General features: G+C 41.5%; 14 protein-coding genes. 8 read left to right on the top strand and 6 right to left on the bottom strand.

Translation table 11 applies throughout. The features are described 5' to 3' along the window. The first annotated feature begins 3 nt into the window (after window positions 1-3). The 8 genes from ACQ2HE_RS01400 (at window position 4) to ACQ2HE_RS01365 (ending at window position 9,094) form a co-directional block, all read left to right on the top strand. Window positions 4-507: a nucleotidyltransferase domain-containing protein gene (locus ACQ2HE_RS01400; protein WP_430895268.1), complete on the top strand. Its 504-nt coding sequence runs from the start codon at window positions 4-6 to the stop codon at window positions 505-507. Window positions 508-579: 72 nt separating this feature from the next. Beyond that, window positions 580-1,125 (top strand): GNAT family N-acetyltransferase, encoded by a 546-nt coding sequence (locus ACQ2HE_RS01395; RefSeq protein ID WP_430895270.1) that lies wholly within the window; start codon window positions 580-582, stop codon window positions 1,123-1,125. 361 nt (window positions 1,126-1,486) lie between these two features. Then, complete coding sequence (locus ACQ2HE_RS01390) at window positions 1,487-2,062, top strand: hypothetical protein (RefSeq protein ID WP_430895272.1); 576 nt, start codon at window positions 1,487-1,489, stop codon at window positions 2,060-2,062. Between the two features lie 132 nt (window positions 2,063-2,194). Then, window positions 2,195-2,899 (top strand): NUDIX hydrolase, encoded by a 705-nt coding sequence (locus tag ACQ2HE_RS01385; protein ID WP_430895274.1) that lies wholly within the window; start codon window positions 2,195-2,197, stop codon window positions 2,897-2,899. A gap of 237 nt (window positions 2,900-3,136) precedes the next feature. Beyond that, complete coding sequence (locus tag ACQ2HE_RS01380; protein ID WP_430895276.1) at window positions 3,137-4,786, top strand: ribulokinase; 1,650 nt, start codon at window positions 3,137-3,139, stop codon at window positions 4,784-4,786. A gap of 294 nt (window positions 4,787-5,080) precedes the next feature. Further along, window positions 5,081-5,782, top strand: a complete 702-nt coding sequence (locus ACQ2HE_RS01375; RefSeq protein ID WP_430895278.1) for an L-ribulose-5-phosphate 4-epimerase — start codon at window positions 5,081-5,083, stop codon at window positions 5,780-5,782. Between the two features lie 9 nt (window positions 5,783-5,791). Beyond that, complete coding sequence (gene araA, locus ACQ2HE_RS01370; RefSeq protein ID WP_430895280.1) at window positions 5,792-7,279, top strand: L-arabinose isomerase; 1,488 nt, start codon at window positions 5,792-5,794, stop codon at window positions 7,277-7,279. 126 nt (window positions 7,280-7,405) lie between these two features. Further along, window positions 7,406-9,094 carry a sodium:solute symporter family transporter gene (locus ACQ2HE_RS01365; RefSeq protein ID WP_430895282.1) on the top strand — a complete coding sequence of 563 codons (1,689 nt, stop codon included), beginning with the start codon at window positions 7,406-7,408 and terminating at the stop codon, window positions 9,092-9,094. Window positions 9,095-9,356: 262 nt separating this feature from the next. Here the strand turns inward: ACQ2HE_RS01365 and ACQ2HE_RS01360 are convergent, their stop codons facing one another. From ACQ2HE_RS01360 to ACQ2HE_RS01335, 6 genes are all read right to left on the bottom strand, one after another. Then, window positions 9,357-10,250, bottom strand: coding sequence for a DUF5777 family beta-barrel protein (locus ACQ2HE_RS01360; protein ID WP_430895284.1), 894 nt, complete (start codon window positions 10,248-10,250; stop codon window positions 9,357-9,359). Window positions 10,251-10,256: 6 nt separating this feature from the next. Then, a complete protein-coding gene (locus ACQ2HE_RS01355; protein WP_430895286.1) occupies window positions 10,257-10,802 on the bottom strand; it encodes a YceI family protein in 546 nt (181 codons plus the stop codon). Window positions 10,803-10,832: 30 nt separating this feature from the next. Continuing rightward, entirely contained in the window at window positions 10,833-11,210 is a 378-nt protein-coding gene (locus ACQ2HE_RS01350; protein ID WP_430895288.1) for a c-type cytochrome, read from the bottom strand. Window positions 11,211-11,219: 9 nt separating this feature from the next. Beyond that, window positions 11,220-11,651 (bottom strand): OB-fold protein, encoded by a 432-nt coding sequence (locus ACQ2HE_RS01345; RefSeq protein ID WP_430895290.1) that lies wholly within the window; start codon window positions 11,649-11,651, stop codon window positions 11,220-11,222. Between the two features lie 128 nt (window positions 11,652-11,779). Further along, on the bottom strand, window positions 11,780-12,340 hold the full coding sequence (locus ACQ2HE_RS01340) for a globin family protein (protein WP_430895292.1): 561 nt from the start codon (window positions 12,338-12,340) through the stop codon (window positions 11,780-11,782). A gap of 19 nt (window positions 12,341-12,359) precedes the next feature. After that, a complete protein-coding gene (locus tag ACQ2HE_RS01335) occupies window positions 12,360-12,785 on the bottom strand; it encodes a hypothetical protein (RefSeq protein WP_430895294.1) in 426 nt (141 codons plus the stop codon). Window positions 12,786-12,915: the final 130 nt, after the last annotated feature.

Raw genomic sequence — 12,915 nt, 5'->3', positions numbered from 1 at the left:
CGTATGAATGAGATAACCCTAGTTCTGGAAGTAAAGTCAATGCTTCGGCGCCAAGGATTCGATGTTTGGATATTTGGTGGTTGGGCAGAAGAGCTGCGTGGTATTAGTAGAATGCGCAACCATGGAGACATTGATTTGTTGATGCGTGACGAAGATTTCAACTTGCTAGACGAATATGTTTCTTCTCATCCCGAATTAGAAACAATTCCTCAGAAAACGTATTCGCATAAACGAGCCTTTTATTATAAAGGTGTTATGATTGAAGTGTTTCTTATTTCTCAAACTCCTCAAGGTTTATTTACCAAGTTTTTTGATCATTTTAAATACTCATGGCCTCAACACACATTTGATGAGTTGTACCTGCATGAGGGAAAAGTTTTGCATGTGGTAAGCACCAGTGCTTTGTTTCAATACCGAAATACCTACGCTTTAGTTAAGAAAGCCAGAAAAAAAACCAAAAGCCTGCTCTTTAAAATTAGAAAAAGGTTGTATAAATATTCTGCTTAATTGTTTTTTGTATCCATCTTTCCATACTTTGAAATCAAGTGAACACGTAGCTTTGCATTTCAATATTATTTCATGCTAATTAAGTTTGCAGAAACACCGGAAGAAATTCATCAAATAGCCGCGCTCAATCAACGGTATCAAAAAGCCGGACTCAGCGCTGATTATATTAAGGAACAAGGATTTGTAAGTTGGTCTTACCCCGCATCACTTCTCGAACAAATGCATGCATTATGCCCTAGCGTAATTGCCGTAAAGGAAGGAAAAGTAGTGGCATATGCCTTGGTTGCGGTACGGGAAGCTGCAAGTTTTCACCAAGAGTTAAAGCTTTTATTGGAAAAAATAGAGCCCCTGGCTCTTAATGGAAAAGCAATTGGAGACCATTCCTTTTATATGATGGGACAATTGTGCGTAGACGAGTCTTGTAGAGGCTTGGCTTTGCCCGATAAAATGTATGCGTTTCATCAAGAGCAGTTGAAAGATCGATATGACTACATGATCACTACTATTTCTCTTCAAAATACGCGCTCCATTCGAGTGCACGAGCGTTCGGGTTTTGAAACCATCCATGAAATTCATGATCATTTTGGGAATTGGGTGGTGGTGGTGAAGGAATTTTAGGAAGGAGGCTGGTTTTGCGGAGCAAATGCATTCGAGTCTATCCCGTGAGGAACGATACGGGACAGGCGATAGACCTTGCGGGAAGGGAGGAAATGCAGAACCACGGGGGCTCAGAGGCACGGGGATTCGCTGCGTTATCGCTGCGATCGCTGCGCCGCTGCGGTAATGAAGCACTCCAAATATTCAGTCTTTTCCCTCTACCGCAAAGAAACAAAGTACGCAACGGTTCGCAACGAAAAACTTAGCGAATTCTCTGTGCTCTTTGCGTTTTCTGCGGTGAATGACCAATTCTTAATTCTAAATTCTTGTATGTTTCTGGCAACAAAACCGCCGATTCGCTCGTATATTTAATACCGAGCATATGAGAAGCGCTGCTTATAAAATACTATTGACTGCCTGTTTGTTCACGGTTGCCTTCACTGCCTGTATGAAAGATTACAGCTATGAATATCGTGAGCCCCTACCTCCCGATATTACTACACCTCCCGGAAATAATGATGCGCCGGCCATTTGTGAGGCTTGCAAGGGAATGGATCAATATCAACAAGATCGGTGGAGTTTCAAAGTGGGAAACGTGGTTTATTGCGGTACTGTTACCAGAGGAGTATTAAACCCGGAAAAAACGGGATTTACCTTTTTTGGTCCCAGCGCTTGTTCAGAAGATACAGGCTTGATACTGACCATTTTTGTTCCTAATAACCCGCTTACCAAAGATCGAGTTGCCTTGCAAACCAGCAGATCTGCATTACAGTATTATAACCGGTTGGGCCCCGCAGACGTGTTCGCTTCCCTAAATAGTTCTAATTTCCAGATCTATATTGAAGAATATCTCTTTGCTACTAAGTACATCATTGGTAGATTCAGCGGTGTAGTGTACGATGCCGCAGGAAATGCGATCACTATCAAAGACGGGAAGTTTCGATTTAACTTCAATTGATTTACGACCCACGAAATAATAGTGTTCAAATGACAATAATACCCCTAGAGTTTAGTTGACGAAAATCAATCAATGTTATTTTGTCTTCCTTTGCTCCAAATTCTTTATCTTCCAAAATCATTTTTTATAAGCATGGCAAATTACCGGAATCAAAGTCGATTCTATGTGGCGGTTGACTGTATAGTTTTTGGATACGACGGAACGGACTTAAAATTGTTATTGATTAAAAGAGGATTGGCCCCCAAAAAAGGGCAATGGAGTTTAATGGGAGGCTTTGTTCAAAACAATGAGAGTGCTGACGATGCTGCACAACGTATTCTTGAAGAACTCACCGGATTGTCTGGTATTTACCTTACCCAGCTTCACAGCTATACCGATCCGGGCCGTGATCCACAAGACCGTACTATTTCAATAGCATATAAATCATTAATTGATATTCAACAATACCAAGCTCCTTTATCACAATCGTACAAAGCGCAATGGTTCAAGTTGAACCAGGTTCCTAAATTAATATTTGATCATGAAGCGATGGTGGAGAAAGCGCGTCAGGAGCTGAAATACGCTGCTGCATTGCATCCCATCCTATTCGAACTATTGCCTGCAAAATTCACCCTGCCTCAATTACACAACTTGTTTGAAAGTGTGTACCAACAAGAATTAGATAAAAGGAATTTCTCTCGAAAATTACTGGCTACTGGCTTGTTGAGTAAACTCGATGAAAAAGATAAGTCTAGTTCTAGAAAAGGAGCCTACTACTATAAAGTGAACAAGAAGCTTTATAAGAAACATTTCTATAAGATATTGAGCTTGCTCCCCAAACTGAATGAAGTGTTGTAACATGTTTCAGTGGGTTTTTAATTGAAGGGTAGCTGAATCAATAATAAGAGACCGTTATAAGATGATCTAATGGATTGGCCTAATTTCTTATTGTTGAGGGTCGATGGCAAGTACATAAAATTCACCGCCACGGAAACCAACCACCTGCTTCGGAATAGCAAATAATTGTCATTTTTACAATTATAAAAAATCCTTATCTTTAGCGACCCGTAATTTTTAAAAGGAAATTCCTATTTCATGACGAATGCTTCGCTGTACGTTTTAGGCGTAGATTATGGTACCGATTCGGTGCGTACCATTCTCGTAGATGCACGATCAGGTGCCGAAAAGGCCGCTGCAGTTTTTTACTATCCACGATGGAAAAAGCAATTGTATTGTAACCCGGCGGAAAATCAATTCAGACAGCATCCTCTAGACTATATTGAAGGGCTGGAAGCAACGATCAAGTCGTGCCTCGAGCAAGTTCCCGATGCGGCCGCCCATGTAAAAGCGATTTCTGTTGATACTACCGGTTCTTCACCGGTAGCAGTTGATAAAACCGGAACACCACTGGCTCTTACCCCCGGTTTTGAAGAGAACCCCAATGCCATGTTTGTTCTTTGGAAAGATCATACTTCTATTAAAGAAGCACAATCTTTAAATGAACATGCAACAAACTATCCCACTAATTATCTTAAATATGTAGGGGGAATTTATTCCAGTGAATGGTTCTGGGCAAAATTGCTGCATATACTTCGTGCAGACGAATCAATTCGATCCAACTTGTTTTCATTTGTAGAGCATTGCGATTGGATACCTTATTTATTAACAGGAGGTACTGATGTAATGCAATTGAAGCGTGGAACTTGTTCGGCCGGGCATAAAGCACTCTGGAGCAAAGAATGGGGAGGATTACCGCCACAGTCTTTCTTTAGCGATTGGGATCCTTTGTTGGATGGCATAACATCGCGTTTATTTACAGACAGCTATACGGCCGATCAATCGGTGGGTACTCTTTCGAAAGAGTGGGCGCAACGTTTTGGGCTACCTGAAACAGTGGTAATTGGCGCAGGCGCATTCGATGCCCATATGGGTGCCGTGGGTGGTCAAATTGAACCCTACCACCTCAGCAAGGTTATGGGAACTTCTACTTGCGACATGTTGGTAGCACCCATTGATGCCATTGGTGATACTTGCGTAAATGGGATTTGTGGGCAGGTGCCCGGCTCCGTTATTCCCGGAATGATGGGATTGGAAGCCGGACAATCTTCATTTGGTGATTCCTATGCGTGGTTCAAAAACTTGTTGAGTTGGAGTATCAAAACTGTTATTCCCAATTCAAGCAAACAGGAGCAGGAAGCGCTTTGGATCGATCAGATCATCCCCTCGCTTACTAAAGAAGCCGAAAAGCTTGATTGGAATGAAAGCAGTCCATTGGCGCTCGATTGGTTCAATGGCAGAAGAACACCAGATACGAATCAAGAAGTTAAAGCTGCCATTTCAGGATTGAATTTAGCAACGGATGCACCCTCTATATTCTATGCAATTGTAGAAGCTACTTGTTTTGGGGCTAAAGCCATTGTTGAGCGTTTCAATAATGAAGGGGTGAAAGTACAAGGACTCATTGGTTTGGGAGGTGTTGCACGTAAGTCACCTTTCATAATGCAAATGATGGCAGATGTCATCAACATGCCAATACGCATTCATCGTTCAGAACAAACTTGTGCACTAGGTGCTGCCATGTTTGCGGCAACCGTTGCAGGTATCTATGATAAAGTAGAATCAGCCATGACTGCTATGGGCCAGGGTTTTGAATTTGAATATTTCCCTGACCCTGCAAAAACAGCATTGTATCAACGGCGCTATCAAAAATATTTGGAGTTAGGGAAGTTTGAAGAGAATAGATGAGAAAGAACAGGAGGAGGAACAGGGGGAAATACAGGAAACGAGGATGAGAGGAGGCGAGGAACGAGGAGAGGTTTAAGAATTGAAGAGCAAGGGTGATAAAAGGGAGGGGGGAAGAAGGAGGTGAGAGATTGAAATACAGAGAAACCGGACGCGCTGCGTAATCGCTGCGAACGCTGCGCCGCCGCGGTGAAAAAAATTCAAACGGGAAATGTGAAAAATGAACAAGGTGACAGAATTGCTGATATTAGGGGTCGCACATCAGTAGCACTCAAGGGATAAATGTAAAACAAGCAAATGAATACATATCAACATATTAAAGAAGAAGCCTACGCGGCAAATATGCAGTTGCCCGATTTGGGTTTGGTGCTGTTTACATTTGGGAATGTAAGCGCAGCAGATAGAAGTGCCGGTGTATTCGCGATCAAACCAAGCGGGGTACCTTACGCTGAGTTAACACCCGATTCAATGGTGATCGTAGATTTTGATGGGAAAACAGTTGAAGGTAAACTTCGCCCTTCTTCCGACACACTTACCCATGCGGTGCTTTACAAACAGTGGGATGGAATTGGAGGGATCGTGCATACGCATTCAACCTATGCAACTTCTTGGGCGCAAGCGCAACGCGATATCCCAATTTTTGGTACGACCCATGCAGACCACAATACCGTTAACATTCCTTGCGCGGCACCAATGGATGATGCTATGATTAAAGGCAACTATGAGTATGAAACCGGATTCCAAATCATTCGTTGTTTTGAAGAGAAAAGATTAGACTATAAAGAAGTGGAAATGGTATTGGTGGGTAACCACGCTCCTTTTACTTGGGCCAAAACTGCTGCAAAAGCGGTTTACAACAGTGCAGTGTTAGAAGAAATAGCGCGCATGGCCTATTTAACAGAACAGATCAATCCACAAGCACCGCTGCTGAAAGACGCTTTAATTAAAAAACATTACGAACGAAAACACGGTCCGGATAGCTATTACGGACAGAATTAAACACAGCATATGAGCTCATTAAAACATTTAGAACTTTGGTTTATTACGGGAAGCCAACATTTGTATGGTCCCGAAACTTTGGCTACCGTTGCCGAACATGCGAAAGAAGTAGCAGGAGCATTGAATACTCATTCCTCTATTCCTGTTTCAGTAATTTGGAAACCAACCGTTACTACACCCGAAGAAGTTACCGCTACACTTGCAGCCGCAAATGCTGAAAAGAAATGTATTGGTGTAATTACTTGGATGCATACTTTTTCTCCTGCAAAAATGTGGATCAATGGATTGAAGAATCTGCAAAAGCCTTTATTGCATTTGCACACACAATACAATCGTGATATTCCTTGGAGTGAAATTGATATGGATTTCATGAACTTGAACCAAAGCGCACACGGTGATCGTGAATTTGGTTTTATCATGAGTCGTTTGCGTTTGAATCGTAAAGTAGTTGTAGGGCATTGGAAAGATGAAACGGTTGTTGCGCAAATTGCGAAATGGTCGCGCGCTGCAGCCGGCTGGGCCGATTGGCAAGGCGCACGTTTTGTTCGTTTTGGCGACAATATGCGCTTTGTAGCGGTTACGGAAGGAGATAAAGTAGAAGCAGAATTGAAATTCGGATACAGTGTGAACACTTATGGTGTGGGTGATTTGGTGAAAGTGGTAGAATCTGTTACCGATGCTGAGATTGATGCGCTGGTAAGCGAGTACGGCGATACTTACAAATTAATGGCATCCCTACAAAAAGGAGGTGCACAACACCAGTCTCTTCGTGATGCTGCTAAAATAGAACTGGGATTGACGCTCTTTTTAGAGAACGGAAACTTCAAGGGCTTTTCGGATACATTTGAAGATTTGCATGGATTGATTCAATTGCCGGGTATTGCCTCGCAGCGTTTAATGGCAAAAGGATATGGGTTCTCAGCAGAAGGAGATTGGAAAACCGGAGCATTGGTAAGAGCGATGAAAGTGATGGCAACCGGTTTGAAAGGGGGAAACAGTTTTATGGAAGACTATACCTATCATTTTGATCCTTCTAATCCACTGGTGCTTGGCGCTCATATGTTGGAAATCTGCGAAAGCATCGCTTCTTCCCAACCATCTTGTGAAATTCATCCACTAGGAATTGGTGGCAAGGCCGATCCCGTGCGTTTGGTGTTTGATGCTGCCGCAGGTGCTGCCTTGAATGCTTCAATAGTAGATATGGGAAATCGCTTCCGTTTATTGGTAAATACGGTAGAAGCTGTGGCGCCTCCTCAACCATTACCGAAGCTTCCAGTAGCACGAGTATTGTGGAAGCCACATCCTAATATGGCCGACGGATGCAAAGCATGGATACTAGCAGGTGGAGCACACCATACTTGCTATTCTCAAAACCTAGATGCCGAAGTTTTAGAGGATTTTGCAGGAATGGCCGGTATTGAATATGTGAAGATTGATGAGAAAACGGATATCTACCAATTCAAGAACGAATTGCGTTGGAACGATAAAGCTTATTAAATTAATAATTAAAGAATTAATAATTAATATGGAATAGGAAAGAGTGCTTCAAATTTCTGTGGCTCTCTATTTTTTAAAGTTAGGAATTGGAAATTCTTTCCTATTTTTCAAGTCAATTGCTGTTATATGAATAATAAACTTGCTACGATCGACTATTTAGTATTTGGCGTCTACTTTCTACTATTAGCCAGCTATGGCTACTATGTTTATTTGAAAAAGAAGAGAGCTGCCGAAGGAGGCGTGAAAGACTTCTTCTTGGCAGAAGGCTCTTTAACCTGGTGGGCCATTGGAGCTTCTTTGATCGCTTCAAATATTTCTGCAGAACAATTTATTGGAATGAGTGGTGATGGTTTCTTTGTTGGTACTGCTATCGCAGCCTACGAATGGATTGCAGCTTTAGCGCTGATCATCATTGCGGTTTGGTTCATGCCAATTTATTTAAAGAATAAGATCTATACGATGCCGCAGTTCCTTAAAACCCGATACAACGAAAGTGTATCGATGGTGATGGGAATTTTCTGGCTCTTCCTTTATGTGTTCGTTAACCTTACTTCCATTCTTTACCTAGGTGCGGTTGCCATTGATGGCTTAATTGAAGGAGATCAGTTGCATCTGATCATGATCATACTCGCAGTAATGGGATTGATTATTACCCTAGGTGGTATGAAAGTGATCGGTTATACCGACGTATTGCAGGTGGCGGTTTTGATTATTGGCGGATTGGCCACTACCTATTTGGCACTTTCAAAAGTGAGTACCACGCTTGGTGGTTCAGGCAGTGCAATAGAAGGATTCCGCTTACTGATCAACGACTCTCCTGATCACTTTAAAATGATCTTAGCGAAGCCTGCTCCCGATGCTCCGCAAGAATACATCAACAAATACTTAATTCTTCCCGGAATTGCGATGTATTTCGCAGGTCAATGGATTGTGAATTTGAACTATTGGGGTTGTAACCAATACATCACACAACGTGCTTTGGGTGCCGATTTGAAGACTGCGAGAAGTGGTATCTTATTCGCTGCTTTCTTGAAATTGATGATGCCTATTATTGTAATGCTTCCCGGTATTGCGGCTTATGTGTTGTATAAGCATAATAACTTGGAAGGATTTAATGGAGTGAAAGATACTGCTTACTCTTCAGTATTAGCATTCTTGCCTGAAGGCTTGAAAGGCTTGTCAATTGCCGCATTAACTGCGGCGATCGTTGCGTCTTTGGCGGGTAAATTGAATTCTATTTCTACCATTTTTACCTTGGATATCTACAAGAAGTATGTGAACAAAGATGCTGATGAGAAGAAACAAGTTTGGGTAGGTCGCATCACAGTATTGGTTGCCATGATAGTATCCATTGTGTTTACTTGGAAAGACCTGTTGGGTATTGGTGGCGAAGGTGGGTTTACCTTCATTCAAAAATACACAGGTTTTGTAAGCCCAGGTGTATTTGCAATGTTCCTGTTGGGCATGTTCTGGAAGCGCACCACCGGTACCGCGGCCATTACAGGTTTGATAGTTGGATTCGTGTCTTCTATCTTCTTCAATAGTTTTGCGGTTGGATTATTGGGAAATGAAACGTTTCTCTACACTGCTTTTCCCAATGGTAAAGGTGGTTATGAAATTCCTTTCTTAATTAATATGGGATGGTCGTTCTTCTTTACTATTGTGATAATGGTTGGTCTGAGTTTAGGAGGTCCGAAGGTTAATGAAAAGGCGTTCCATTTCGAAAAGGGAATGTTCAAGTTGCAACCGATTCACATTGCTATGATCACAGGTATTCTGTTGGTTCTTGCAGCTTTGTATGCTAAGTTTTGGTAGTAGCAGTTTCCTAACCCATGTATAATACAAAAGCGGCCTCCGAGAGGAAGTCGCTTTAATTTTTTTATAGTTAACCGGTTGGGAAGAGATACAGAAACTACTGAGGCAAAGGGGCACGGTGTTGTATAACTTATGAATGAATCTCAATTATTTTGAGACGTAATTCGATTGCGGAGATGAGAATCATTGACATGCTTCATAAGTTATAGTTTGCCTTGTATTCAATTATCACACTAACACATTCACCAATTCACTAATTAACTCACCATTTCTTTTTCTTCTTCCCCAACGTAAAATCTCTTGCCATATTGAATCCAAAGTAGATATCGCCTTTTCCCCATTTACCGGTTGTTTGGCCGATGTATTGTGTTTCCAACATGCTTTGAGAATTACTAAATACCAATTGGAATACGTGTCCGCCGGTCTCAATATCATATCCAAAGGAGAATGAATTGGTTGGGTTGTCGGTTACCAATTGACCACCCGGAAGATAATTGTATTCGATGCTAAGGGCTGTTCTCTTGGTAAGTTTTACCCTGCCACCGGCTGCAATCGCAAACACATTGTTTTTATCGTTCACCGTTGGAACCAAATTGTAGCGTAAAAAGGTAGGTGCTATTTCTAGAGAAAGTGCATTGCTGAATTTTCGTGCAATCAATGCTTGGAAACTGTAAGAAGTTCTAAATGCAGTGGTGAGATAGGGCTTGTCGGTAAATCTCTGCGTATAATGATTGATTGTTCCCAACAAGCTGATGCTCACCGGCATTGATTCGTTCTCTTCGGTTTGACGCGAGAGTTTGTATTTAATAAAGCCGTCAAATGTTTTTAAATAGGAGCTGCGTCCAACACCAATGGCCAATCGATCAGTGAGACCATAGTCGAATGCCAAGCGAAGCGTAGCATTGTCCATTCCGAAAAAATTATAGGCGCCACTGTTTAATTTTCCAAATCGGTGTTGAATCACAAAGCTCAGTGCTCCTTTTGAAACCTGTTCAACGGTTTGTAAGTTTACGATACGTGTTCCTTTAAAGGTACCTACTACCTGCGTTGTTTTTTGTTTGGCGGAATCTCCTAGCACATCCAACAGAGCCGGATCTTGTGCTTTTACAATATTTATAGCGAGCAAGAAAATGATACTTAATGCGAAAGTTTTCATAACAATTTATTTTATAAAGTTGGCATCTATTTGAACTTGAATTTGTACTTCTTTGGCAATTTTATCGCGCACTACCGAAGGAATACTGATTTTGTAATCTTCCGGCTTAACATTGAAAGTGCATTTTCCGATCACTTTATTACCGTTTACTTGAATGGTGGCAGGTGTTTCAATGAGTTGCGACACCCCGTGAATGGTCAACATTCCCTTTACTTTTACATTATAGGTACCGTCTTTTTTCACATCAACATCTCCAATGATACTTCCGTTAAAGTTCGATTTTGGGAACTTATCACTCTCTGCATAGTTCTCATTGAAATGTTGTTGTTGCAAGTCGCGCTCAAAAAGAAATCCCTTCATTAATAAGGAAAAGGCAATTTTCTTTTCATTGAAGTCCATTACAGCATTTACTTGGCTATTGGTAGCTTCAATATTCTCTAGCGGTGTTTTCGAAACAAAATGGATCACACCATTGCGGGTACCGTATACTTGTGCCTGTAGTGAAGTAGCGGCCAACAGAAATGATATCCCGAAAAATAAGTTTTTCAACATAGAATTGATTTAATTCCTAACGAGTAAATATTAATTGTTTTTCGCGCCTTGGTTCACCCAAGCGGCAATGGTGTTTACGTTGCAGTCAGACATTTTGGGTCCGCCAAAAGGCATCAAAATATAACCACTGCTACCTTTTACTACATTAACAAGGTAGTTGTTGTCGACCCAGGTCTTTACATTCGAATATCCTTCCAATAAAATGCCTGCCCCGCTTCCGGTATTTCCCGAGCCATGGCAGCGATAGCAGTTGTTTTGAAGAATGGGTACAATTTGCGTACTAAACGAAACAGCCGTAGTATCGCAAGTTGTAGAAGCCTTTAAAACATCTTCAGAACCTTTGTTACAAGAAAACAACAGTGCCATTCCGGATGCGATGATCATTCCGGTAATAATAATTTTTTTCATTTGTGTGATTTAATACGACTTGACGAGTACAGCATCAACAAGTATCACATCCGATAAAAATCCTGAACAACGGCCTTTGATGAGAATGGAGTCACCTTTCTTTAAAGCCAAGGTTTCGTTATTCGGACGGTACATGTTGCAATTGATACCACCAAGCATTCCTCCGTTTAGAATAATGTTTAACGTGGTGTCTGTTTTGATCAATTCTTGGATGGAGCCGTTAATCTCTAAAATTTTGTCGGTGTACTTTTTGGTGGCCGAGTCTTCCAATGTTTCGAACTCGGAATACAAAGAGGTAGCCTGAATAGAGATATCAGCTTTTGTTCCTACGATACTGGCTCTAGGTTTGAAGTAGAGGTAAAAGCCCCATGCAATGGTGAGCATGAGTATCAGTATCACGGATAGTATTACTTTCTTTCTTGTAAATATCATATCGTACATAGGTGCCGGGATTCTCTATTACTATGTACGTAGTAACTGTTTGAACAGTTTGAAATCCCCGCTGCTTCTGATTTATAAAAAAGCCCCGAAACATTTCGGGGCTCATGTGCTATGTCAGATTACTACAATTAGCGTTGTACCACTTGAGAACGCAAGGTGTTTACCAAAGCTCCTACTGAGTTAATCAGGTTTGCCGGAAGCTTGTTTTGGTTGGCACCTACTACCAAGTCAGCGATGAATTGATCAAATGCTGCATTGTCAGACTTGCCGTTCATTCTTGGGTTCTGGGCCGGATCGTGAGCCGCGACCATGTTCTTACCTCCATACGTGAAGTTTTTTGCTCCGGTTGCCACGCAAAAGAAATCAGTTAATGATTTACTCAATGCAGTTAATCCGGAAGTGTTACCTGCGGTAACTTCAGCCAATAACGGTTGGAAGTAACTGTTCAATTTTGAATCAGCTGCAATCACGAAGATGGTGCTGTCTACTACAGAACGGATGCCCAATCGGCCTTTTTCGATCATAACACCGCTGTTTCTAGGATCTGCCACCATTGTGGTTCCACCCAAAGAGTCGTAAAGCGTTGGCTTCACAGTCATGGTGTTGTCGTTGTTTTTGTCGCAAGAAGTAAAGCTCATGGCAGACACAAATAGTCCCACGGCCATTGCAAGAATGGTTGTCTTTTTCATAATGAATGTTTGTTTACAATTATAAATTTTTAAAGAAGTTCACCACTCTGTACGAAGTGGATGTGGGTGCTACCGGGCAGCCTTTTGCCATTTCTTCTGCAGAAGGCATGAAACGTTCTGCTTGATAAGGAAAAGACTTTTTGAAATTCATAACAATATCGTTCGCGTTTACTCTAGCGGGATAGAAAGAGAAAACAGCAATTTTACTATCAGGATTTACTAACACATGGTCAATACCCTTTTGTTGGTACAGCCAAGTGGTAATTTTTTCCGCATCTTCCTTTTTAATATCATTTTTGATATCGATACGCGCCATGGCCAAAGCGTTCGGATCGAGTGGCTTCGGACGTGTTACCATATATATATGTACAGAGATCACAGTGATGAAAATCCCCAAGCTGATGAGGGAGAACCATCCAATTTTTTTCAATAGCTTTTTGTTCATAAGAGTAAGCAACAATTGGCTTTTGTCAAACAATTGTCAGTTCATGTACGTGAGTTGAGAAGTTCTGGATTTATGCGTTTGTGTTTTTTGTAAATAAACCTGTAAAGAGCTCTCTCTGCTTGTAAAACGG

Origin of the sequence: Endoryza foliicola (genome assembly GCF_050589245.1) — a bacterium.
Taxonomy (GTDB): Bacteria; Bacteroidota; Bacteroidia; order Chitinophagales; family Chitinophagaceae; genus Endoryza; species Endoryza foliicola.
The sequence above is the reverse complement of the archived record's forward strand: the minus strand, read 5'-3'. Positions and strand labels throughout refer to the sequence as shown.